Here is a 25936-nt window from a genome sequence, read left to right as displayed (position 1 = left end):
AATACTTTGAGACTTCAGTTGGCTGTGATGAAAGGGGAGAGAGGCATGCAGAAGTTTAGATACAAAAAATTGTTAATTTTAATTGCCGTTGCAACTGTAGCGGCCAATGTAGCCTATTTTGCCTCTCCGGCCCGGTCACAGCAGGGTACCTACTTCAGCGACGAATTTAATATGGGCGCCTATGACTGGACTTCTGTAAAGGGTAACTGGGCAGTTGTCAACGGCCAATATACGGAATTAACCAAACCTGATACGGAAACCAACTGGGCTGCCGCCGGGTCACTCAGTTGGACGGACTATGCGGTGGAAGCCAAAGTATATTCCAATGACCGGACAGGCAAATTCTATATTGCCGGCAGGTGGCAGGACGAAAACAACCACTACGGCCTGGAATACAGTTGTGATGAGACAGGGGCTGCCGGTGCCAATTCTGCCAGGTTTGTCTTATACAGCAAGAAAAACGGAGTAAGATATAACCTGCTGACTATGGAGCGGGCAACGAACCCGAAGGTACCTTATATAGGCGAGGACGCCGCTACTGTTCCCAATAATCCTTACCCGGCAGTTATAAAGGTCAAGTTTAAGGGTTCAAATATTGAAATATATTGCAACAACCAGTTAATCGGATTCACAGCCGATACTTCCTTGAACTACGGCAAGATTGCGCTGGGTGAATTTAACAGACAGGTGTACTTTGATGATATTTTTGTCTGGGATGTTACCCCGCCTGTTATTTTATCTGTGACTGAAAAAGAAATTGCCGGAACTGCTGCAACCATCAGTTTTTCCACCAATGAATCCACCTCCTACCGGATTGATTACGGCCCGACGGAAGCTTACGGGTTTTACAGGACGCAAACGGCCAGGGACTTTAAACATGAAGTTGATTTGACAGGCCTCTCTTTAAATACCCAGTATCATTATAAGATTACTGTTACCGATGCGGCAGGCAATACCGCGGTAAGCGAGGACCGGGTATTTACTACCGCTGCCGAACTTGATACGGTGGCTCCCAGTGTGTACAATGTTTCTTCCGGGGATATTGCTGCCGATACGGTTACGATCTACTGGAATACAAGTGAGCCCGGCAACTCCATTGTGGATTACGGCACCGAACCGGGTGTTTACAAATGGTCAATTTCGTACGATGCCAGAACTACTGCCCATGCTGTTTACCTGAAGAGGTTGGAAAACCTGACCACCTATTACTTTCGTGTTAAGTCACGGGATCTGAGCGGTAATCTGGGTATTTCGGGGGAGTATTCCTTTACCACTTTAAATGACCTGAGGCCAAAAATAACTGCGGTTAAGACAGGTTCAACACCTACGGTTAACCTTTCTGTGTACTGGAAGGACGTTCCTGAAGCTGTAAGTTACAAAGTTTATGTTTCCACCTCAAATGATTGGGGAGCGCCGGTGGCGACCATCGCCGATGAAGCGGGCAAGACACAATATACATATTATCAAGGTTCTCTAACGGCGTATACAAACTATTTTGTCCGGGTTTATGCCATTAACGGAAGCGGCCAGGTGGGTTACAGCACCATTAGGGCTTTTCCTCCGGGGAACAACCCGCACGGCAACCCACACGGATACTATTGGGACAACCCAGAGCTTTGCGGCAACTGCCATTATACCCATTCGGCCCTGGGACCCAAGTTGATAAAGGAAGTCAATGCCGACCGTTTATGTGTAACATGCCATGACGGGACCCAGAGCAAGTATGATGTAATTAACGGCAAGTTACTTGGGCCCACGTCAGATCAGACGAAAGACCCCAACGGTGTTTGGACAGATGTTTACAGGACTACCTGGTACAATTCCATTGCCGGACCTTACGGGTCCATAGGAGGGGCAACGGCGGCCGGTTCTGCCTACATACCGACTTCCAGACATGATCTCAATATATATAACTACGCTGCACCGGGCAATAATATTGAGAACGTTGAGGTGGCTGATGCCAACCTGTCCTGCAGTTCCTGTCATGACCCCCATGGGTCCGATAATTACCGCAACTTACGCACAAACATGAATGTTCTTAATACCGAAAATCCCCCGCTTATCACGGTGGAGGCCTATGCTGTCACAGACCCTGCCAACAAAAGGGAAAAAACTGTCTATGTGAGGGGGGCCGTTGAATTCTGCGGCGCCTGCCACAGTGACTTTAACCAAGGGGCCGGTGCCAGCCGGAATGCTATTAGCACTACGCAGCAGCCTGGGATGACCTTGTCGAATGCATCCATGCATATGTACATGCACCCGGTTAATGTCAGCGCACAGTATGTGACCAAGACGGCTTACGCAGTGCCCCTGCCTGATTATCTGCCTTACGAAAACGGAAAAATTATCTGCCAGACCTGCCACTACACCCACGGTACCACAAATACCGGTAAACATATCAGACGCGACGGGTTTGAGTCCACCTGCCTGAAACGGTTTGACAAAACCACGGGTTGTGAAGACTGCCATGATAAGACCAACCATCCCGATTAAAAGGGTGAGGGACTATGAGAATGTATAAGGAAATAATGAAAAACAGAAAATGGCTGGTAGTCCTGCTGTTGGTGGGGACGTGCCTAATTGTGCCGGCCGTGGCCCTTAGCTGGCCCAATAACCATGTGGACAGTTCCACCACCGGGGATGTGCCCTATTGTACCTCCTGCCATACATATGAAACGGGCTATCTGACTATCGAAACGCTCAACGGCAAAGTACCGCGGACCAACGCCGTGACTGTCACCAGGGGCGGCAGTTTCAACATGACTTACCGGACCGTCGGCCTTGGCTACGGCCGGTTTACTGTGGCGGGGGCCCTGCAGGTGGCTGATGCCTCCAAGTGGACCATGTCGCAGATGTCCGGAGGAGATGTACCCTGGGCCAGGGCCGAACAGTCCACCATGTACGGGGCGCCGGTGGAAAGCCCCTATATCTGGGTGACGGCCTTTCCGGCTACAACAAACCCAAATGGGCAAAAAGGTGTTACCCTTGATGACGGGTCCACTTCCGGGCCGTACATAGATCGCAATGGGACCGCTCATGATGAGGTGTTTAGCGTAAATGTCAAAGTTGATGACCAGATGCCCTTTGGAACTTATAACTTGAGAGTGCTTGGAATAGGCACATCCAGTACAGGCAGGCTGGGGTACAATGAGCAGACGGTGGCCGTCACCGTATATGATGATACAACTCCGCCGGACTGGTCGCCATCCAAAACAGCCAATATCAGGTTCAGCAGCCTAACGGCCGGTTCTGTGACACTTACCTGGGATCCCGCATCAGACCCTGCTCCCAACAGCACCGGGGTCGACGGGTATGAAATTTACCGGGCTACCTCGGCTTCCGGCCCCTATGAATATATCGGTTATTCCACATCCACGTCCTACACCGATCGGGAACTGCTGGCGGAAACCACCTATTATTACATGGTTACGGCCGTGGATAAATGTGGAAACGTTTCGCCTTACAGTTTCAGCAGTTCCACTACCACTCTGGCACCGCCGCGGACTGACGGTGCAGCTCCACTTGCGCCCCAGGGGCTGAAAGCGTCGCTGACTGAGAACCCTTTGGACCCATCCAAGAGAATTGTTAGACTTGAGTGGAGCGCCAATACGGAAGGTGACATAATCGGGTATCATGTTTACAGGTCCACCGAACCGGCGGGAAATTACGCCAGGTTGACACAAACCCCCTGCAATTCAACCGTAAGTTATCAAATCAGCAGTTCGCCCAATGTTGTAATGAAAGCGGTTTATTTTACGGACAGTACGGCCAAATACGGTACAACTTATTACTACAAAGTGGTGGCTGTGGATGTGGCCGGAAAAATGTCGGCCATGAGTTCTTATGTATCGGCTACACCCACGGTAGACTACGGAGTTAGTCCCCACGGGAATTACAAGTCCAGTTCCAATGATACCCTGTGCCAGAACTGTCACTCTACTCATTCATCCAGGGGCGCCGAACTGATTTACTATAGTTCTATAACAGATTCCTGTTATACCTGCCATGACGGCTCACAGAGCAAATATAACACCAAGGCGGCCTTTGATCCTGTCAATAATCCTTCGCACCACAAGGTTCCGGAGGGCAGGTATTCGTGCGATGTCTGTCATAACCCCCATTACAGTTCGCCTATGGTAATTAAGAAAGACGGGGATACGGTGACCGAAACGGTTTACCGGTTATTGTCAACTGTTTCCAAGGAAGACGGCAGGATAAAAAGGCGGGGCAATGACTTCTGCTGGGCCTGTCACGGGCTGAATTCCGACTTGCCCAACCCCTTCGGCCAGGACCATAAAACGGCCTTTATCAATTCAAAGCACAATACCCTTGAGCCCAGTTCAACGCTGACAGGTATCACATGCCGGAACTGCCATGCGCCTCATGGGTCCAAGGATTATCCGCTGATTATTACATCCAATTCTGCCAATTTCTGTATTACCTGTCATAAGGACCACGGGTTTACATCCACAAAAGTGCTCAATGATGACGGTACTGTGAAAACTGGCGTTTATTTATGGAACCAGTCCAACAATTACCTGGGAACTACCCATGAACAGAATTTTTATGGCCGGAATACCTGTACCATGTGCCACGAACCGCACGGGCATATTTCTAACAGGTATATGTTAAGAAATTACTATAATGATAAGTTCACTACCACTGTTGTAAATAGTAAAGTTTACGGACCGGTGGAGTGGAATGCCAATTGGAATACGGAGAAAGAAACTATCTGTTTCCGCTGCCATGACAGCCAATATTATACCGGCATAAATGGAAATATGAACCCGACCGTGGGAAGTAATTTTGGAAATGGTAATGGTAAAAACTACCATACTCACGTTAAGTGGAAAGTGAGCTGCCGGGCATGCCATGACCCGCATTCCGGCAAAAGTATGTTTAACAACAGTCAACCGGGGTGGACGCTGGATAACGGGCATTACATCAGTTTTGACTGGGCTGTACAGACGGGCATTGCCGTGGCTTCGACAGCTTATTCGCCCAACAGGCTTGCTTTTATTCCGGCTTATGGCGTCAATCTTCAGGAGACTGGCTTTTCCTGTGCCATCAAGTGCCATAATTACGACCACTATGTCTCCGGCGGCACTTACAAATCCTATATCCGCACCGGTAACTCGCCGGCATTGAAGTGCGCCGCCTGTCACGATTTTGATACTTTTGACCGTAATTCAAGGCATCCGGTCCTTCAACCGGGGCCTGTCAGCCAGGTAAAGGTTACCTGTGAACAGTGCCATCTGGAAGACCATACCCTGCACAACAGCACCAACCCGTACGGGCTGCGGGCCACCGTTACCAGCAACTGGGTCTACAAGCCTGATTCCACCACGCTGGGTACGGTAATTGACCCTGATACGGGAGAAGAAGTACCGGCCTACAAAGATTTTTGCTGGCACTGCCACGGCACCAGCCCTGATCAACGGACCATTCTCAGCGACCAGAAGTCCAAGTTTGCCGGCAAAAAGCATTCTCTGCTGGAACGGGATGCCTCAAGTAACCCTTATGGCCCCGGGATAGATAACCCGTGCCTGAAATGCCATGAACACCATGCTTCTACCAATGTGCGTCTGTTGAGAAAAACCATAGACGGAGTGGCCATAGACGCCGCAACGGACAATGGGAAAATTTATGCCTGTATGGCCTGCCATGACGGCTATCCCGGCGAAGTGGACATCTCGTCCAAGTATAATGCGGCCAGCCACGGCGGCCATTACATCAAAGCCAATCCGACCAAGAAACTGTTGTGTACGGAATGCCATGACCCCCACGGGACAGATAACGTTTCTTATCTGCTGGATACCAGTAACAAGTACCAGACGGGGATTACCTTCCCCAATAATATATCGGTTCAGGGCAAGTCGCGGCAGTTCTGCCTGGCCTGTCATCCCACGTCGGATCAACCTGCCCGGGTTTATAATACTGTTTATACCATCAAAGTGGGGCAGGTGACGATTCAGCCGCTGCCGTACCCGGACAGGATTGCCGACCATAAATCTACCGGGACCAGGGAATGTGTCATCTGCCACGATCCCCACAAACCGTGGCCACCGACCGGAGGCGAAGACAAATGTTACAACTGCCACAGTTCTGATGGAGAAGCCGTGGATATCCGCGCTCTGGCGGGTCTGGAAGGGGTATACCCCGGGCTGCAGTCTCACCACCGGATAACAGATGCTGACACCAAAGACAACACCTGCATGACCAGGTGTCATAAGCCGCATCCCCATGACCCGCGGGCGGACCTGATTAAGGAGGAACTGCCCGGCCTGGATGAGAGGTCCCTGTGCCTGAAGTGCCATTCCAGTGTGGCGGATGCAGCCTACAGGTCGCCGTATACTATAAATGTAAGCCTTTATACCGGTACGCCCCATGATTACGAGATTCCGATAAAGACCTTTTCCGACAACAGCACCTTCCGGGGCAACTGTGACAAGTGCCACGTACCGCACGGGTCCATGTTCCCGCCCCTGTTAAAACTGCCCAAGGACGAACTCTGTGTGGACTGCCATAACGGGCAGACCAGGGACGGCAAAGGAGACCTGATCCCTGACCTGAAGACCCAGTACGAGGCCAAAGGGCACCGGTACAAGAACTATCCGACGGCCAAGATGTACTGTGCCGAGTGCCATGTACCGCACGGTTCCACTAATAACAAATACTTACGGGACAAGAACAGTTATGCCCGTAACCAGACCATTACCTGGGTATACCAGGGGGTTTCCCAGCAGGTATATTTCCCAGAAAATATGAACAATGTCGTGAATCCGTATAAACCGCGCCAGTTCTGTATTACCTGCCATAAGGAGTATACCGGTGAGGGTGTATCTTCTTATGTATACTACACCAGTGAGACATCGCCGGGTGCAATGGTAAAGATTGATAGCATACCGCTGGTCGGCCCCCATGGGGTAACCATTCCCGAACACTGGAAAGACAATCCGACCCAGTGTACCATATGCCACAACCCCCATGATCCCGATCCGGTGGGCAGTGACTATAACTGCTTTACTTGCCACGGTGAAAATGGTTATACCACGCGAATACAGAATCTGACAGGGTTTATGCAGGAGGTGTCGCCCGGCGTTTATCAGCAGACCTGGCCTTATGGTGTGGTAGCCAAGACAGCTTACCATCCGATAACAGATGCAAACAGCAAGGGTACCAACGACTGTATGGTTATGTGCCATAAGCCGCATATGCATAATCCAAGGGCCAATATGTTGAAAGATAAACGGCCTACGGCAGGAGATGTGACAGCGCCCAAGAACCCGGTTAGTTTGTTCGCTCAGGCAACCAGCGCGGTAGCCGCAGAGGTTTACTGGCCTGCTTCCGAATCTGCCGATGTGTACGGTTATTATGTTTACCGCAAAGTAGGCGCTGACGGCACCTGGACCAAATACGGTACGGTGAATAACAGGGTTTACAACGAGGCAGGGCAGACGACCAACATGGTGTGGTTTGAAGATGGTGGCCTGAAACCGGGTATACCGGTATGGTATCAGGTATATGCCCGGGATTATAACGATAACGTTGATTTGACGCCCCTTGCTGCTCCTGTCACCGTGACGCCCGGCCTGAGCAGTGACCATACGGCGCCGACAGTGCCGACAAACCTCAAGGTATCTGTGCCCGAAAACGCCGGCAGCACCCGGCTGACCCTGAGCTGGACGGCTTCCACTGACAATTACAAGGTGGTCCAGTATCATGTTTACCGGGGTACCAGTCCTGATTTTACTGAGGCAACGGGCGTGCTGGCGGGAACAACAGGTCTGACCAGCTTTACCGATTCTGCCCTGACGCCGGAAAAAGGGTATTATTACAGGGTTAAGGCAGTTGATGACAACGGCAACTTCTCGGTATTGACGGCTCCTGTATATGGGCAGACCTTGTCGGCGGACAATTATGTGAAAAAGGGATATTATACGGAAGACGATACCGTTTTTGAAATTCTGGATGTAAACGCCAACCATACCACGGAATTCCCTCTTGGTTCAAACGCTGTCGTTAAGGTTAAGCGCAAGAAGAGCTCAGGTGGCCTGAATCCGTCGGCCAGCAACAAGGTTTACTTTAAGGACCACCTGAATGTGACCCGAGCCACCTTTACGTCGGCTGTCTATACGGAATCGGAAGATGGGTTATGGGATATACTGACCTTTAATGTCCAGCTTCCCACGGCCAATATTTATAGCGGCGCTTATCGCCTGGAAGCTGATGTTTACACCAATACCAGCATAAATCTCAAACCCTATCAGGTGATTAAGTATGGGGCGACAGTTAAAGGTTTCAAGTTTTACAAGGATGCAGCCAGGACGCAGGAAGCCTTTGTCTTTGAACCGGGGCAGACTGTTTACGCCAAAGTTTTCACCGAATATCCCGGTGGTACTACCTACGTCTCACCGGCGTTAACCTGGAGTGATTTTGACGGCCCGGCGTCGTCTTTGACACCTACCTGGGAAACGCCACAATATGAATACGGTTATGCTCGATTCCGTTTTACCGTGCCAAGCGGAACTGACGGATGGTGGTATATTTTTAACTTCAAGGCATACAGCAGCGCCCGCCGCAATCCGCTGGTCGCCGATTACGGTGCCATGCTGATGATTAAGAGAGCCGACACCACAGCGCCGGAAGGGGTGTCTTCGGGACCGGTGTTAACCCCCGGGACTACCACCATGCGGCTGTCGTGGGGCGCTTCGGCCAACACGGCCGGTGACCTGGGTGGCTACAATGTATATCGTGCACTGCAGGCCGGAGGGCCCTATTACCTGGCCGGTTCAACCACGACCACCGGGTTTATGGATTACGGGCTGAAACCGGGAACTACGTACTATTATCAGGTGAAGGCTGTTGACCTGCACGGCAACCAGTCCACGGCAACGACAGTATCCGCTGCCACTTTGCCATTTAACCTGTCAGACGATACCACACCGCCAAATAAACCAAAGAACCTGAGTGTTCAGGCCGGCGGCAGGAACGAGATGGTACTTGGGTGGACCAATCCTTTCGCTGAGACCGACGGTGTGGTGGCCTACGCCGTTTACCGCAGCCGGAACAATATCGAATACCTGCGCGTGGGTGAGACAGAAGACCTGACCTTTACGGATACCGGTTTAAGGGGTAATACCCTGTACTATTACAGGATTGCCGCATATGACCGGTCCGGCAATATGTCCGAATTGACAGCGCCGGTGTCGGCAATTACTGCCAGGACAGGCGATGATTCCATTGAACTCTGGCTGTGCATGTCCTGCCATGAACAGGGGAAAGCCCAGCCTGGTGATTATAATAAGTTTACGGTCAATCATAAAATTACTGCCGCTTATTATAAGTCCAAACACAATGTTGATTTTCCGGTTTATAAAATGTCGGACAACAGCCAGTATGAAAGTAACTGTACCAAGTGCCATGTACCGCATGGGTCTGACTATAAGCACCTTTTAAGGGCGCCCGATGACAACAACCTGTGCTTTATCTGCCATACCAATCCCTCGGCCAGCGGCAGGTATGCGGGAGCTGTGGAGTACAACAAGACCGCCCACGGCAAGGCCTATGACAGCACCGATTATGTGTTCCATGTGACATATTCAGGCGGTTATACTCCGCGCTACTGGGTAGGGGAGAGGGTATACGAAGATGCGGGCAGATGCTACAATTGCCATGACCCTCACGGCAGATTTGTGCCCGGGACGGAAAATACGACCAGGGAATATATCAAGAGTTCCGCCAATGCCGGTACCGGTCAGAACCTTAATCCGTTGTGCTACGGTTGTCATGGCGACGCTTATGCTTATGGCGAATACGGTGGCAAGACAGTATACGAAAAGACCTACCACGGTAATTCCAGTATTAACCCGTCTACCGGAGTGCCCTATAACAGTAAAATGAAGCTTGCTGATTACGGCAGCGGTGAGTGTATCAACTGCCATGAACCCCATAAAGATGCGGAGGGGGCCATGCTACGGTACCCTGTAAACGAGGCGGGAGCAGAAAAGAACCTGTTATGTCTGAAGTGCCACGACAGGGAAGATGTTGTGGCCGATACGGGGCTCTTTGACGGGTCCAAAGTATACAACAACTCGAAACACGGTCTTAATGCCCAGTGGCTGGCCGACTTTAACACGCCGATAGTTTACAACAAAACTGTGTGGGAAAAAGGTGTCTGCCTGAACTGCCATAACAGCCACGGGCGCACCACCGACGGCAGTACTGACCCGGCCAAGGTTATTCCCAAGATGCTGGTTATGAATGACGGACCGAACAGCGAAATCTGCAACAAGTGCCATGAATATCCAGCCATTAAGGCCAAAACCAGCGGTTACCCGGGCTTTGCCGTATTTAGTGCGGGGGTGCATAAGGCTAAGGCGTCCTGGCCGGGCGGGACCTATTATACTGAACCTGCTGCGGCAGACCAGAAAGGAAAATGCATCAACTGCCATGATCCTCACGGTACGGCTGTTATTGATGCCTGGGGCAATGTAACAAATATTGTAGGTAATGTCTTTGACTGGGAAGAAAATGTGTGCTATACATGCCATAATGGAATAACCGCCGCCAGTAACCTTAAATTCTGGGAGGACAAAGGCATCGGGCACCTGCCGGGCGGCACCTTCCTGGTCCACTCCTTTGATGAGGATATCAAGACCGCGGAGCGGCATGTGGAATGCCTGGACTGCCACAACGTGCATGCGGTGCAGGACATGGATGCATCAGAACCCTTAACCACCCGGTTATCCAAGGCCTTTAAAGGAGTCAGCGGGGTCAAGGTTATTGCTTCGCCGGCTGTAAATACGCCGGACCCGAACAGCAGTACGTGGAAGAACAACCCCTATGCGATTGACGGCTATACTTATGAATTTGTGCCGGATGTGTCCACAGAACCGGCTGAACTGCAAGAATATATGGTATGCTTTAAGTGCCATTCCAGTTATTCGGGGGCGACATCGGGCGGTAAACGGATAGTGGCCTATCTCAATCCGAATAACGTTTCAACCCACGGTTTCAGTTTCACTAAAAAGACATCTTTTAACAATGCAACGATTAATGCGAAGGCCGATAAACTGTTTCCCAATGACCCGTCAAAACCGGGGTATGCCTTCCACCCGAGCAATCCGAACCGGCGGTTCAATATGACCTGTTCCGACTGCCACGGTAACCCCGATACCACCGGCGGTAAGCCGCGAGGGCCGCACGGGTCTAACTGGGATTATATCCTGAAAGGAAACCCGCGGAGTGCCAGCTTCTGCAACGAGTGTCACCCGGCGACGGAGTACGGTAATGATTCATCTGCCGCAACACTGGCGGATAGTGACCCTACCGGCAGTTATCACAGGAAGTCCAACCATTACGGCGACCTGACCACCAAGGTCAGCTCGGCGGCAGCAGACGCTTTTATGGCGACCTTTGGCACCAATGTATGCCGCTACTGCCACTTTGCCGGATACATGCAGAACAGCACCCAGTATGTTTCCCTCCATGGTGAAAATGCCGCTTTTTCAACGCAGTCTGACGGAAGTTACCGGGCGGTGAAAGGCCTTAACGGATTCTTTATCCAAACTGTCGATACGACAGGAACCCGAAGCTGTAATACTTTAGCCGTGGCGGGAATATCATCCTATTCCTGCAACCATGGCGCCAAGACATATTAACAGTGACAGGTGGTGAACTGCCACCTGTCCTGTTTTCATATTCCGTTGCCATGAAGGGTGGACATTGCAATGACAGGGAAAAAATATATAAATACGGCCCTCGTACTGATGCTGGCTCTGCTAGGCGGGATATTGGTCAGATTTTACCTTTTGCCGGGGCGGAACGGGCCGGGGTCTCTGTTTGCTACGGTCTTAACCGGTATTGTTTTTTTCGGCCTGGCCGCGAGCATGACGGTCTGTACCCTGCTAAGGGTGTCTGCCCGGTTCAGAGAGCCCCGAGGTACCAGATTTAATGTTGCCGTTTGGGGATCCGTTATCTTTCATACGGGAATGGTGGTGATTCTGTTCGGCTTTGCTGTTTCATCCCTTTTCGGCATGAGAGGAAGCGTCATGATTCCGGAGGGTGTGGCTATAAAGTTTCCTGCTGACATGGAAAGTATGGAAAAAGGCCGGCTTCATGTTTTTGAGGAATACACCGTAGGTCTGAAAAAACTGGAGCTGGTGCGGGAAGGCAACAACGTCGGGCAGGTGCGGAGTGATTTGGACTTTTTTACGGGGACTTTTCCAAACCGCCGGGTAATGGAAATAAACCGGCCCGTAAAGTTTATGGGTTACTACTGGCGTTCCATGAACTGGGGGTATTCGGTTCGCCTGCAGGTAAAAAAACAGGGGAAATTGGTACTGGATGATTTCCTGAATATTGCCACCCACAGGGACGGGGTTTATTACGACCGGTTTTCCATCCCGGACCTGGGCGAATGGGAAGTAAGGTTCTACCCGGATATTTCTCCCGGTGGAAGGCCGGTGCAGAATGAGGTATTTCCCGTAAAGCCGGCCACCGAAATAAAAATATCCGGGCAGCAGGATGGCAAAAATATTATCCGGCAGGGTCAGAGCAAAAAAGTCGGTAAATTTGAAGTTAAGTTTGTAGAACACCGTTTCTGGGAAAAGTTTGACGTTTCCAGTGATCCGGGTGAAATTTTTATTTACCTGGGCAGTATACTGGCAGTGGCCGGGCTTTTTTTCAGAGTTTTTTTCAGCCGCAGATGAGGGGGAGAACACAGATGTCCAAAACGGAGATGTTCTTTTTTTGGGTTACCGTTGGCAGTTACATTGGGGCCACCCTTTTTTATATTGCCTGGTTTGCCCGCGGCAAGGTATTTGCCGAAAAAACAGAAAAAGTTATCATCTGGGCAGGATTTTTGGCCAATACGGTGGTGGTGGTGACCCGTTCCGTAACTTCCGATCACCTGCCGGTCAGGACCTTATATGAATTAAACATCACCGTTGCCTGGCTGGCTGTGGGGGTGTACCTGGCCGCCAGACGTATATACAGCCATACAGGACCCGTCGGTTTAATTTCCGTACCTTTTGCTTTCCTGGTCATGGGCTGGGGTTATGCCGATAACCCTGCGATTGAGCCGTTAACAGCCGCCTATAAGAGCAACTGGCTGGTGGTTCATGTGCTTTTTGCCCTGCTTTCCACGGCCTGTTACGTTTTTGCCGCGGGAACAAGTATTTTGTACTTGATAAAGAATAGTTGTAAGGAAGAAATGCCCGACAGGTTCCGTTTTCTCCCTGAACTGTCCAGGCTGGACCGGATTTCGGTGAAGCTTGTCCTGGTCGGTTTTATGGCAGGGACTGTAATGCTCTTGAGCGGTTCTATCTGGGCAAAACTTTTATGGGGCAGTTACTGGAGCTGGGACCCTGTGGAAACCTGGTCCCTGCTTAGTTGGCTTGTTTACGGAATTTACCTGCACCTGCATTTTACCTTTGGCTGGAAAGGAGAAAAATTGGCCTGGCTTTGCCTGGGGTGCCTGTTAACAAATATAATCAGTTTCTGGGCAGTCGGGATTGTAACGCCTGATACCTATCACAATCTTGATCTGATTACCAGACCGGTTGATTAGAAACAGGAGAGGGATTTATGGCAGAAAACAGGTGGAAGAAAAAAAGCTTCATTATAACCGCCCTTTTTGTAATGATAGCGGTAGCAACGGGAGCAGCCTGGATGGTTTACAGAAAGGCCGATAAACCTTTAACCCTGAAGCATCGCAGTTTAAGAGAGAAAGATGTGCCTGTTTATTTGGGGGAAATCAGGGTTCCGGACGACAAAAAACCGGCCTGGGTTTATGTTTACGAGAAGAAACTTTTTGTCAGTTATTTTGGAGAGGAAAGGGTAGATATATTTTCGCCGGAAGGTGTGAAAAAAGGTAGTTTCAGGGCAAAGATAACGAAAAGTCGGGGAGCGCCCCAGGGAATGGTCAGCACTGCGCGAGGACTGCTGATTGCTGACTACCTGAACGGGGGTATAGGCTTCTATGCCCCGAATGGCAGGCTGCTGGATGCTTATTATGAAACGGCGGAAGAACGGCAGATAAAACCGGTCAGCGCTGCGGTTTACGGGGAAGTACTTTATGTCACCGATGTGAATATTAACGGTTGGTTGGCCGTATTTCAGGACGGGGAAATGATCATGGAGGTGAAGGGGGACAACGAAAAAAAGAAGCTGGAATTCCCCTATGGCATTGTTGTAACATCAGACGGCCGTGTGGTGGTCACTGACCCGGCCGGAGGAAAGGTCAAGGTATTTAACTGTGCCGGTTGGTTTGCTTATGATTTTCCGACGGCGGATATCGGGATGAAAAACCCGCAGGGTATAGCCGTGGACGGATTTGGCCGGATACATATAGTGGATAACGGAGTGGGAAAAGTTTTTGTTTTTGATAATCTGGGGAAATTTATGTTTACTTACGGGAAAGAACTGCTTAATCCGTCTACACTGGCCATTGACCGGAAAAACAGAATTATATACATAGCCAACACAGAAAAGCATGCCATATCAGTGTGGGGCTATTAATCTGTCGACCGGGTAATACATGATGAACAACCTGAGGTGAGAGGCCATGGAAGTTCTGAAAAGCAACTGGAAAGTTGTTATACCTGTGATAATTGTTTTTGCGGCAGCAGCCGTCATGGAAAGTATACAGGTCCATGATGATACATGGTATCACTTACTGGCAGGACGGTATATATACACTCACCATAGCGTTCCCCAGACAGGTTTTCTGGTCTATAACCATGAAGCCAGCCCCATGATTTATCACTCCTGGCTTGCTCAACTGTTTTTTTATATGGTTTATAAAATGGGCGGTCTTTTTTCCTTAGAAATGATCGGGGTATTCCTGTCAGTTCTTATAGGACTGATGTTTACTTATTTGGGCTTAAAGTACTTTAGCCGACGGGCGTTTCTGCTGCTGCTTTCATTCATTATGTTTTTTACCATTCCTTTTTTAAATATCAGGCCAAACATCCTGTCGTTAATTTTTTTTATGATTTTTTTCATTGCTGCCGACAGATGCAGGCAAAAACCGACAGCCGGTCTCTTTGGCGGGATAATACTAACACTGATGGTGTGGAGCCAGGTACACGGTTTTTGGGTTTACGGTTTGATGGTTCTGGTCTTATTTGCCGTAAATGCCTATGTTGACGGGGAGAAAGAAAAGTTTTATTTTTTTACAGGGGTTTTGCCGGTATCACTTGGTTTGATAACTGTACTTTTTATTTTAATACATAACCGCTACGATTTTCTAATTGACCTGTTTCATTCCGGTGTAAATATCCGGCACAATGAAGTGCTTGAATGGTCTTCGCCTTTTTCGGTACTGCAGCGTTATTTCGAACACGATTATAAGTTTCCCCTGTTCCTCGTATTCAAATTCTTTTTTGCACCTTTTTTGATGGCTGTTCTGATAGTATTTTCTCTGGTATATAAAAAGAGAGCTTTGCTGGATTATCTTTTGGGTTTGGTTTTTACCGGCCTGATTCTTTACAGTTACCGGAATATGATGTTTACAGTTCCCGTATTTATTTTTATTGCAGGGCCTGTTGTTGACGATATTCTGAAAGAGAAAAGAAAAATCGGAGCGGTTCTTATAGGTACCAGCATCATTGTCGCGATAGGATTAACGGGATTTTTCGTTTCCCAAAAGATGTCTGATGAACCTTTGCCTGCCGATCCTTTGCCTCTGGAAAACCTGCTGGCCAGGCTGCCCATGACTCAGAATCTAATTGTTTGCAAGCAATATCTTTCAGATTATCTTCTTTTTGTTCTGAACAAAGATGACTGGCGTGAAAATAATTATGTTTATTCGGATATCAGGATTGAATTGTACAGCAGGGAAGAAATGCATAATTTTCATGACGTTTTGGCAGAAAAAAGGGCCTTAAATGAAGTATTAAAGATAAAGGATAGAAACGTCATCTTTATTGTCGACAGTGAAATGCCCGTTCTGGAAGATCTGCTCCGAAATGATAATTATGAAGTGATTGGTGAAGAGGACGGAAGATATCTGTTTGTCCCGAAAAGGCTTTAAAAATAGGTAACAGTCTTAAATAAAGCTGGAAAATAGGAAGACCGGAGTATTGTTATCCTCCGGTCAGTTATACATGAATATCAACTTTTACCTGAGATTTTCAAAACAGTCCCTGCAGTATACGGGCCTATCCTGGGACGGTTTAAAAGGAACCCGGGTTTCTGCGCCGCAATTGCTGCAGATAACGTTGTACATTTCCCTGGGGCCTCTGCTGCCTTTATTCGTTCTCTGTTTGCGTGCTGCGCGGCACTCAGGGCATCTGGCAGGTTCATTTTGAAAACCTTTTTCGGCGTAAAATTCCTGTTCACTGGCTGAAAATACAAAATCAGCGCCGCATTCCTTACAAACGAGAGTTTTGTCCTGGAACATTTTCTAACCTCCTTACCTTAGGGGATTCACTTATTCTGACCGTCGAGAGGTTAGTTCACTTCCGTTTATAAGGATGAGGCATTGAACTATACCGACGCGAATAAGATGCTATGCCAATTATAATCGAATTATGGTAAAAAATCAATAAATTTTATAAGATAAAAGAAAGAGGTCAAATGTTCGCGGGGTGGGACTAATGTCCAAGGAAGCATTTGACCTCTTTTTTTCAGTTGGTATTAGTATTTTATTTGTTGTGTTTTTGGTCCAACAGTTTCTACCAAACTCCGTCTCCGAAGAAGAGAAGGATAAGAACTAAGAAGAGAATAAACGCAAAGTTACCCCACCATTCTTGAGTTTTAACATCAGCCATATATAACCCTCCTTATGTTTATTTTTTGAGTTGAGTGCTAACCTCGGTTTATCTTATGTTAAACCAGGGTAATTTGTGCATATTAGAGTTTTCTTAGTTTGCCGCTGTGCCGGTGAAACAACCGTTGCTCCGAGGCTATGCCTCCCCATCTAAGGAGGGGTGGAGGGGTTCTCCGCTACCAGGGAGCTTTGTGCTGCAAACCCTTGCCGTTCAGGCAGCGTTCCCGAACTCGATGGCTCATATTGCATTTCTCACAGGTCAGGCCGCCTCCCGTCCGGGCACTCAAGATAAGTTAAGTACCCGACTTCCCGGCGGCCTTCGCCATCTTCAAACATGCGGGAACTCCCTGCCTGCCCGGCAGCGGTTTTGCGGGCGCAGTCGCTCCCAAACGGTAGCCTGTGAACCCTACCCACCCCTCCCTGTTGCCGGCAGGCGCTGCATGGTGAAATAACCATTGCTTTAAGAAAAACAGAAAATACCGCTATGGAGGTAAAACATTAAGTTGCGACTTGGTGGAGGGCGGATAGACAGTGTTAACGACAGTGAGGACTTGAAATTGCCGTTTCCGGCACGGACGCCGGAAACCCGGCCATTGAGTCACGGATGACGATTTGGCCGGGTCCGGCAATTTCAACCGAACGGAGTTTACACTGTCTCCGCCCGTAACCTCGGAGCAACAGTTGTTTTACCTCCGTAGCGGGTATTTGCCTGGCCAGGGTTTGCAGCACCAAGCTCCATGGTAGCCGGGACACCCCACCCACCCTTCCAGATGCTGTATAAGCAGCGCTACTTTTGATCTCTGGCTGGATGAACCTTAAAAATCTTTTGTTCCAAAATGTTAATTAGCGGAAAATTCTTTCCTTTTGCCACCTCATTAATTATAATTAACTTTAAGAACAATTATAACAATTTAAAAAAGGGAGGGTGACAGAATGACAAAAATTGCCTGTGCCAATTGTGATATGTGCGGCGCTGAAATGGGGGAGTTAAGTTGTACGTTGATCCTGGAAGAAGGAGACAAGATTGACAAAGCGTGCTGGTGTATCTGCAAAGACTGCGCCAAAAAGTTTAAAGAAGATATTGTTAACTTCTATAAACCCCTGGTTAAAGAGGTAAAAGAACAGAAAAAGGCTGCAAAAAACAAATAGTGGGCGGGCCGGTTCGAAAGTAATGCCGACGTTTAGAACGCCGGCATTAACTTTTCACCAGTCCTTCAAAATTATTCCATATTTCCAAGAAATCTTTTCCAGTCGCCGTCTTTAATTACAGCGCCGTTCTTTTTCAGCCAATCGGCCTTGGATGGGGGCCATAAAAACATATGAGCTTTGACAACTTCCCCGGTCTCCAGATTTTTCACGTCTCTGATTTCTCTTATCAGGTGGCTCTGACTTTCTACCCCGGTAAATTTCTCGATTTCATCCAGTTCGGGCAGGATTACCGGTAATTCCCGGGTTACAAAAAGAACACCCTTTATCTCCCCGTCACCTTCGTCCAGTACAACCGGGTAATTGTCTTCAGGAATGTAGTACATGGTTCCTTTAGCGCTGGCTTTATAGACTTCCGGCCGGTATTTTTTTATGAATTTTTCATGGTTTTCAAGACCGGGTAATAAAGTGCCGTAAACAAAGAGGTTGTTTAAATACATAAGCTGATCTCCTTTCCTTTATAAATATGAGAAATTTTATGCCAAGGAAGCAACGGTTCCTTGCGTCTTCAGTAAATCCCGTTTGACAGACAACCTGTTAGTTAATCTTTTACCGGAATTTTATCCTTTTTTATTTTTTCGTTATTAATATATGAATTTCCTTTTCATGAAATAATTAAGGGAAAAAATCTGGCGGGTTTTGCGCAAAAAAGTCCATGACGTTAGTCGCCATGGGCCTTTTATCCTTGTTGAATCTTCTTCAATTGATGTGTCAGGCGAAAGAACTCTTCTTTGCTTCCCTTGTCCAGCGCCTTGTCAATTAACTCCAGCAGCTTTTGTTCCGCTGATTCTCTAAGGAGGATCTGTTCTGTAATTTCTCTTTCCAGGTTGCGTATCTGCCTTCTGGTCAGACTGCTTGATGCTGATTTTTCCTGCATATGCGGGCAAAAGCTGCAGATAAAATCCTTGTTGAATGATAACCAGACATACAGCCTATGGGGTGGTGATGCCGCAAGACAATGGATGAATTCTTCCACGTCGAAATAATATTGGTTTTCCAAACGCAAAATATAAGGAATAGTATTTGAATCAGTGGAAGAAATAAGCACGGCATCAGAGTAATAGCGAATGTTTTCCACAAATCTGACCTTTTTTAAGATATGGTCATTTTCTAATATAAATCGGAGTAATCGGGCCGCTTCAGGACTTTTTAACTGGTGTTTACCAAGGAACCAACGTATAAAATCTCTTTTTCTGTTTAAGTTAGTTGTTCTCTTCAAGTAACTCACCTGCCCTTAATTGATTCTTAATTATTTAGACGTTGAAGAGAAAATACCTGCCGTTTTGCCCTATGTAAGTTATTCCTGAACTGGTAATCCTTTAGCTGAAGGCTCACAGTGGTTATTTGTTACCATGTCCAACCAACCGGCCATCGCACTGTAACCGGAGCCATTATGCAGCACCTGTAATTGCGTAGGGACAGAAGTTTTACCGTTACAGCGTTAATCGAACTGTTGAATTAATAATACATATGCAGTCAAATGAAATAAATACCGCTGATTTAGCGGCATTTTAGGTATCCAAGAAGGTCATTCTGAGAAAATTAGGGGGACGAGCCCGAATTAAAGAATTGCCGCTGTGGTTTTACCTCCATAGCGGCACTGTGCAGCGGCATTCCCTTTAGCCTTTCGGCATTTTCATTTTCATATCTTTATGCATTTGCATCATCATATGGTGCATTTCGTGGCAGAGATGTTTGATTTCAGATGTCATGTCATGGATTTCCCTGACCAGGGCGGCTGTTTCCGCATCGCCTGGATAACCGGGGAAATATGGACCGGTATAATCAGGCATTCCATAACCGGGCATTCCATAACCGGGCATTCCCGGCATTCCGGGCATTCCATAACCGGGCATATAGCCGCCCGGGGGACACGGTATTCCTGCACCGTAATCAAAATCGGGCATCATCCCATAATCGGGCATATGGCCGGGGCCTGGATAATGCTTTCTACATTGTTCACTGTATTTCATGCTTATCCTCCTCTTTTTTGATAAAGTATTTTTTGTTTTAACATATGAGGTTAACTGGCAATTGGTGACCTCAAAAGACAAGCCCCAATACCCAGGGTATTGGGGCGTGTTCTTCTATATGTTTATGTGGCCAGCTTTTTTGTTGTTGATATTACTGTGGGTGAAACGATCAAATCCGGGGGTGAGTGGTTGTTTTTGGGGGGCAAGCGGTTTCGACAACGGCTTGACGGGGTCGATAGCTGACAGGGTCCTGACGTGGCAGACAGTTTACAAGGTTCTGACCTGGTGGGCTATGATACTGACTCCGTTACCACGGCGTTGCAGGGTACCGTAGATTTGCAGCGGAGGCGTCGGCCTGCTGAAAATTATATTGCCGAATTTCTGATAGGTCTTTTCGAAGAGGGTAACATCCACCAGGCCAAATTCGTCTTCCAGGGATAGAAAAACGGCAACTTTACCGGACCTTGTGGGCGGGCGGTGAGGACGGATAGGTAGGCCCGCCACCTTGACCTTTGTTCCGTGGGGCAGGGATTTTATTTTCAAACTGTTTGTAAAACCGTGCTTATCAAGGTAAGCCCGCCAGTAGCTCATATAGTGCCTGCGTACATCAATACCCAAAATCTTATACTCCCAGTTGAATTTCTCCACTTCCGAGTAGTCAGCGATTTCCGGCCAGGGCAGATTTACCGGTAAGCTTCCGTTTTGGCAAACCCGTTCTTCTTTTTGCAGTTTAAATGTTTTCTGTTGGTTAACCCACCAGAGAAGCTGTTTCCTGTTTGAATGTAGCGAGTCAAAAGCACCGCATAAAATCAGGTGGGTCAGCAGCGCTCTGTCGATTTTTACCCGGTTTAAAAAATCGTCGATACCGGAAAAAGGGGCAATATTTCGTTCGGTCAGTATGTTATCAAGGACAGAAGCCTTCATTCCTTTAACCTGGCTTAAAGATATGCGAATATTTCCTTTTTCTACGGTAAAATCCAGCTGGCTTAAGTTTATGTCCGGAGGCAGGATATTTATCCCCCGGCGCCGGGCTTCCACGCAAATAGTATTGCTGCCATAAAAACCCATAGGCTGGTGGCTGAGGATAGCTGCGTAGTATTCAGCGGGATAATGCTTAACCAGATAAGCAGTTTTATATGCCGTGGTGGCAAAAGCGGCAGCATGGGCTTCGCAAAATCCGTAACTGGCATACCCCACAATATAACCGAAAATGGTTTCCGCTATTTCTTTGCTTATTCCATTGGCAATTGCTTTAGCCACAAATTCCCGGCCAATGCCCAGCATGTCTTCGTGCGAGCGGGCGTGAGTCATGACCCGGCGCAGGCGATCAGCTTCTCCGGGCGTGAAACCGGCAATTACTGTGGCTATTTCTATAACCTGTTCCTGGAACAGGACTACGCCATAGGTTTTTTCCAGGATCGGCTTTAATTTGGGGTGTAAATAGGAAACGGGTTCTTTGCCGTGGCGGCGGGCGATAAAAGGTTCCACCATATTCCCTTTAATAGGGCCGGGCCTGATTAAAGCCACGCTGGCTACGATATCTTCCAGGCAGGAGGCCTGTAGCCGGCTCTGCAGGGCTCTTTGGGCGGGGCTTTCCAATTGAAAAACGCCTATTGTTTGGCCTGTGTTTAAAAGTTCATAGGTGGCCTTGTCGTTAAGAGGAATGGTTTCGTAGTCAAATTCCGGGTTTTCCGCCCTGATGGTCAAGGTAGCATTTTCTACCACTGACATGGTGCGTAAAGAGAGCAAATCCAGTTTTACCAACCCCAAATCTTCAATATATTCCTTGTCAAACTGGCTTACGACAATTCCCTTGGCTGCTTTCTGCAAGGGGGTTAGGTTAACCAGGGGGTCCCTGCTGACCACGATGCCTCCCAGGTGGGTGCTGATAAAACGGGGGAAACCTGATACTGCTGCACAGTAACCAAAAAGCTGCCTGTACTTTTCGAGGGGGAGCCCCCCCTCGCGAAGCTCCGGGAATTTTTCCAGGGCCAGGTCTATCTGGTCGGCGCGGATGAAGGGCAGCCTTTTGGCGATTAAATCGATTTCTTCTGCGGGAAAGTCCATGGCTTTGCCCAGGTCACGGAAAGCCGACCGGGCCCGGAAAGTATTGTAGGTACAGACACCGGCCACTCTGTTGCTGCCATATTTTTTGTATAGGTAATCAGCCACCCGGTCCCGGTAACGGGAGTCAAAGTCAATGTCTATATCAGGCTTTTGGGCCCTTTCCAGGCTCATAAAACGTTCAAAAAGAAGGCCGCGGTTGATAGAGTCCACCTCTGTGATAAAAAGGCAGTAAGCGACCGCTGAATCGGCCGCAGAACCCCGGCCGGCGTATCTGATTTTCTGTTTTTTCGCATAATCAACCAAATCCCAGACCAACAGGAAATAATCTTCGTAACCCAGGCGACAGATGATATCAAGTTCATGCTCCAGGCGCTCCGTAATGGCCCGGGTAAGGCGGCCATATCTTTTCCGGGCTCCTTCGTAAGTAAGCCGCCTTAAGTAAGCGGCGGCCGGTTCGCCGGAAGGGACCTGAAAAGAAGGGAAAATCTTTTCACCCAGTTCCAGGGCGGGGGCACACTGGTCGGCAATCATAAGGGTATTGTGGACGGCCCGGGGGTATTGATAAAACAAATTTGCCATTTCTGCCGGTGATTTCAGGTCGTTTTCTGCGTTTAAACGGCGTTCAGGGTGAACATCTTTCAGTTTAGTCAGGGTCCGGATACAGGTCAGCAAGTCATGGACGGGAAAGCCTTCCTTTGTACAATAATGAACGTTGTTGGTAGCCACAATATCCATTTTTAACTGTTCGGCCAATTGCGTCAGGTAATTATTTAAGGCCTGGGAACCGGGCAGCAGTGGCGGCTGCAGTTCCAAAAAGAAATTAGACCGGCCAAACAGATGCAGGTATTCGGCGGCTGTATTTAGGGCTTCCCGGAACCTGCCCCGCAATATTAAGGAAGGAATTTTTCCCATCCGGCATCCGGAAAGGATAATTATATCCCGGCAATGTTTTGCAAGGGTGGACAGCTTTACTGTCGGATAACCTCTTGGACTATTTAAATGGCCATCGGTCAGGATCCGGCATAAGTTGGCATAGCCCAGCGGGTTACGGGCCAGCAGAGTCAGGTGATGGCCGTCTTGCATGGTAATTTCTGTGCCAATTATGGGCTTAATTCCGGCAGCGGTGGCCAATTGGTGAAATTTTACGGCGCCGCAAAGGTTGTTATGGTCAGTCATGGCTATAGCCGGACAACCCATTTCCACCGCTTTGGCTATTAAATCTTCGATTTTGCCGGCTCCATCCAGAAAAGAAAAAGGGGTATGGACGTGTAAGTGCACAAAAGACACAGAATTCCTCCCTAATCATATATTTTATATAAATACCATTCTGTGTTTTCGCGGTATATTTCCCAAAGGCCCTGGTTTTCTGTTTGGATTCGGAAAAAAGTTTTTTCTCCTTCGCCATCCCACCATGCCCCCGTATCTTTCCAGATTTCCAGAATTTCCGCTACCCGCAGGACGTTACCATCGAAGCATATGCTTACCGGGCCTTTTTCGGCGTTATAATTTACAGCAATAGGTCTATCGATAAGTTTCCCCAAGCATTTTCACCTTTTCTTTGGTAAAACGGTAAGGGTCCCACAACTGCAGCATTTTTTCCCGCCTGCTGATGGTTAACAGTCCTCCGAGGCTTACCGGTTGCGAAGGATATTTGCGGTTCAGGTTTTCAATAACCTCAGCCAGTTTTTCCCGGGCCGGTTTTGCTTGCGGTTTGGCGAGCGCCTTTTCGGCAAACAGTTCTGTCTGTTGTGCCGGGACCGGGGTGATCCCCTGCAGGCAAATCATGATGCTGCGCAGGGGGCCGGACAAACTCAGCCGGTTTATCAACAGGTGTAAATTGGTTTGAATTGCCGAAGAAGTAAATAGGACGCGGTTAAATTTCTTGGCTGCTGTTTTTATCCGATGGTCTTCATCCTGAACGATCAGTTTTAACTCCCGGAAACCTTCCAGCCGGGCGGAAAGTTCCGCGGCCAGGCTGTCGGCGGCCTGGCGGAACAGCAGATCCCACTGCAGTCTGTCAGCACATCCTCGCAAAGGGTAATGCCTCATTAACTGCCTGTCTGAACCTGTAACGGAACGAACCCGTTCATAATCAATGCCACGGCAGTACCGGTAAATGAAATGGGCCTGGCTGCCAAAATGCCGGGCCAGTTCTGCTAGGGAAATTTCCTGTACCTGTTTACAACTGTTCAGCCCCAAAAACTGCAGTTGTCGGATAAGCCGGTTATCTAACGGCCAAAGCAAATGAACAGGGAGAAGAGACCAAAAGTTTTTTTCATCCGGACCGACCGTGGCCAGGATGACATTTTTATTAACTACCTTCAACGTTACCGGCAGGGTCCCGATATATTTTTTTGGCATGTTTACCACCGCCAGTGAGCAGGCCCTGGACGTAAGTTTTGTGCAGGCAACGGAAATAACCATGGTATCACAATAGGCAGGCGTCAGCAATTCGGTTAAATCTTCCAAAATTTTGTGAACATTTTTTGCACCGGTCAGGTCGAGAAAAAATTCCCTGTCTTTGTAAATTTCCGCTCTGGGAGAAAAGTTGGCCAGCATGTCCAGCGCTTCCCGGGTAAAATTTTTGTAACCATCGTTGCGATATTTTAAGCCGGTATAGATATGGGCTACGGTGTACAAAAGCATCACCACCAAACATATGTTCGATAAACTTATTATAAAAATTTTTTTTTCCCGTGTCAAGGAAGGAAAAAAATCAGTGATGTGAAGCTACCTCTCTATTTAAGCTTTCGTAGTAATGAAGGCTAGTTTTTTGTTCGGTTTGCCCGGTTCAATAAAAGCTGCATAGTGGGTACCGAATTATTTTTTACGCAGCGGGAACATAAAATAGAGTAAATAAATTACAAGGAGGTTCCGATATGGCTAAAAAGCTTGTCATTGACCCCGGCCACGGGGGAGACGATCCGGGAGCGCTGGGTTATGGCCTGCAGGAAAAGAATATTGCTTTTGATATAGCGCTTAAATTAAGAAATAAACTGGCTAATTATGCCGATGTGCGGTTAACACGGACTACGGATACTTTTGTCAGTTTGGCGGAACGGGCTCTATATGCCAATAGGGTTGGGGCTGATCTTTTTCTGTCTGTTCATGTCAATGCCGGCGGCGGCACAGGATTTGAGAGTTTCATCTATACGGCCGCCTGGGAAGAGACGCAACGCCTAAGGGATATAATCCATAAAGAAATAGCTGATTTCTACAGAAGGGCTGGGTTTCCTGACCGGGGCAAAAAAAAGGCCAACTTTGCCGTACTGAGAGAAACGGCAGTCCCGGCCATACTCCTGGAGAACCTTTTCATTGACAGGCGGGAAGACGCCTTGAAATTAAAAGAAGACGGTTTTCGTGAAGAGGTGGCCGGCGCCATAGCGCAAGCGGTTACGAAAGCTTTGCGGTTGGAAGGACCGGCGAAACCGCCTGTGCCGCCGCCGCAACCGCCGTCTCAACCACCCACCCATTGGGCTATCAGGGATTTTCAGCGTCTGAAAGATGCAGGGCTTGTTTTTGGCGAACATAACCTGGATGCTAATGTTACCTGGGGCGAAATGGCGGCCACACTGGCCAGGCTGCTGGATAAACTGGACTCCGGCGCCAACATCTAAATTATGGCAGAGTGGGTGGGGTGTCCCGGCTACCACGGAGCTTTGTGCTGGAGAATACCGGCAGGGTAGGAGGGTGTCTCCGCTACCTGGGAGCTTTGTGCTGCAAACCCTTGCCGGGCAGGCAGCGTTCCCGAACTCGATGGCTCATATAGCATTTCTGATAGTCAGGCCGCCTCCCGTCCGGTCACTCATCCTATGTTGAGCGCCGGACTTCCCGGCGGCCTTCGCCATCTTCGGACATGCGGGAACTCCCTGCCGGCCCGGCAGCGGTTTTGCGGGCGCAGTCGCTCCTTAAC

The 25936-nt window shown here is 48.6% G+C and carries 16 protein-coding genes; 8 read left to right on the top strand and 8 right to left on the bottom strand.

Features of this window, described 5'->3' with window-relative positions:
• Positions 1-45 precede the first annotated feature (45 nt).
• The 6 genes from Tfer_RS09800 (at position 46) to Tfer_RS09775 (ending at position 16039) form a co-directional block, all read left to right on the top strand.
• Positions 46-2493, top strand: coding sequence for a fibronectin type III domain-containing protein (locus tag Tfer_RS09800; RefSeq protein WP_052218250.1), 2448 nt, complete (start codon positions 46-48; stop codon positions 2491-2493).
• A 14-nt stretch (positions 2494-2507) separates the two neighbouring features.
• A complete protein-coding gene (locus tag Tfer_RS09795; RefSeq protein ID WP_052218249.1) occupies positions 2508-11663 on the top strand; it encodes a cytochrome c3 family protein in 9156 nt (3051 codons plus the stop codon).
• 69 nt (positions 11664-11732) lie between these two features.
• Complete coding sequence (locus tag Tfer_RS09790; RefSeq protein ID WP_052218248.1) at positions 11733-12713, top strand: cytochrome c biogenesis ResB family protein; 981 nt, start codon at positions 11733-11735, stop codon at positions 12711-12713.
• A 14-nt stretch (positions 12714-12727) separates the two neighbouring features.
• On the top strand, positions 12728-13573 hold the full coding sequence (locus Tfer_RS09785) for a cytochrome c biogenesis protein (RefSeq protein WP_052218247.1): 846 nt from the start codon (positions 12728-12730) through the stop codon (positions 13571-13573).
• A 17-nt stretch (positions 13574-13590) separates the two neighbouring features.
• The gene (locus tag Tfer_RS09780) at positions 13591-14523 is read left to right on the top strand and encodes an NHL repeat-containing protein (protein WP_052218246.1); all 933 of its coding nucleotides are present in this window, start codon (positions 13591-13593) and stop codon (positions 14521-14523) included.
• A 46-nt stretch (positions 14524-14569) separates the two neighbouring features.
• Positions 14570-16039 (top strand): hypothetical protein, encoded by a 1470-nt coding sequence (locus Tfer_RS09775; protein WP_052218245.1) that lies wholly within the window; start codon positions 14570-14572, stop codon positions 16037-16039.
• An 87-nt stretch (positions 16040-16126) separates the two neighbouring features.
• Here the strand turns inward: Tfer_RS09775 and Tfer_RS09770 are convergent, their stop codons facing one another.
• Both Tfer_RS09770 and Tfer_RS16555 read right to left on the bottom strand, forming a co-directional pair.
• A complete protein-coding gene (locus Tfer_RS09770) occupies positions 16127-16408 on the bottom strand; it encodes a zinc-ribbon domain containing protein (RefSeq protein WP_013119914.1) in 282 nt (93 codons plus the stop codon).
• Between the two features lie 621 nt (positions 16409-17029).
• A complete protein-coding gene (locus tag Tfer_RS16555) occupies positions 17030-17191 on the bottom strand; it encodes a hypothetical protein (protein WP_160315550.1) in 162 nt (53 codons plus the stop codon).
• Between the two features lie 519 nt (positions 17192-17710).
• Here Tfer_RS16555 and Tfer_RS09760 point away from each other — a divergent pair.
• Complete coding sequence (locus Tfer_RS09760; RefSeq protein ID WP_013119916.1) at positions 17711-17926, top strand: hypothetical protein; 216 nt, start codon at positions 17711-17713, stop codon at positions 17924-17926.
• A 71-nt stretch (positions 17927-17997) separates the two neighbouring features.
• Here Tfer_RS09760 and Tfer_RS09755 read toward each other — a convergent pair whose 3' ends face one another.
• The 6 genes from Tfer_RS09755 to Tfer_RS09730 form a co-directional block, all read right to left on the bottom strand.
• A complete protein-coding gene (locus Tfer_RS09755) occupies positions 17998-18423 on the bottom strand; it encodes a gamma-glutamylcyclotransferase family protein (protein WP_052218243.1) in 426 nt (141 codons plus the stop codon).
• Positions 18424-18662: 239 nt separating this feature from the next.
• Complete coding sequence (locus Tfer_RS09750) at positions 18663-19202, bottom strand: YpiB family protein (RefSeq protein WP_052218242.1); 540 nt, start codon at positions 19200-19202, stop codon at positions 18663-18665.
• A gap of 400 nt (positions 19203-19602) precedes the next feature.
• A complete protein-coding gene (locus tag Tfer_RS16720) occupies positions 19603-19956 on the bottom strand; it encodes a hypothetical protein (RefSeq protein WP_052218241.1) in 354 nt (117 codons plus the stop codon).
• Between the two features lie 267 nt (positions 19957-20223).
• Positions 20224-23310 (bottom strand): DNA polymerase III subunit alpha, encoded by a 3087-nt coding sequence (locus Tfer_RS09740; protein ID WP_052218240.1) that lies wholly within the window; start codon positions 23308-23310, stop codon positions 20224-20226.
• An 11-nt stretch (positions 23311-23321) separates the two neighbouring features.
• On the bottom strand, positions 23322-23564 hold the full coding sequence (locus Tfer_RS09735; RefSeq protein WP_052218239.1) for a DUF6504 family protein: 243 nt from the start codon (positions 23562-23564) through the stop codon (positions 23322-23324).
• Positions 23545-24663 carry a DNA polymerase thumb domain-containing protein gene (locus Tfer_RS09730; protein ID WP_152909027.1) on the bottom strand — a complete coding sequence of 373 codons (1119 nt, stop codon included), beginning with the start codon at positions 24661-24663 and terminating at the stop codon, positions 23545-23547. The genes Tfer_RS09735 and Tfer_RS09730 overlap by 20 nt, the downstream gene beginning before the upstream one ends.
• Before the next feature lie 239 nt (positions 24664-24902).
• Here Tfer_RS09730 and Tfer_RS09725 point away from each other — a divergent pair, with 239 nt between their 5' ends.
• On the top strand, positions 24903-25640 hold the full coding sequence (locus Tfer_RS09725) for an N-acetylmuramoyl-L-alanine amidase (protein WP_052218237.1): 738 nt from the start codon (positions 24903-24905) through the stop codon (positions 25638-25640).
• The last annotated feature ends 296 nt before the right edge of the window (positions 25641-25936 follow it).

The organism is Thermincola ferriacetica (assembly GCF_001263415.1).
GTDB classification, from domain to species: Bacteria; Bacillota; Thermincolia; order Thermincolales; family Thermincolaceae; genus Thermincola; species Thermincola ferriacetica.
Note: the sequence above shows the minus strand (reverse complement) of the source record. Positions and strands in the feature narration are given on the sequence as shown.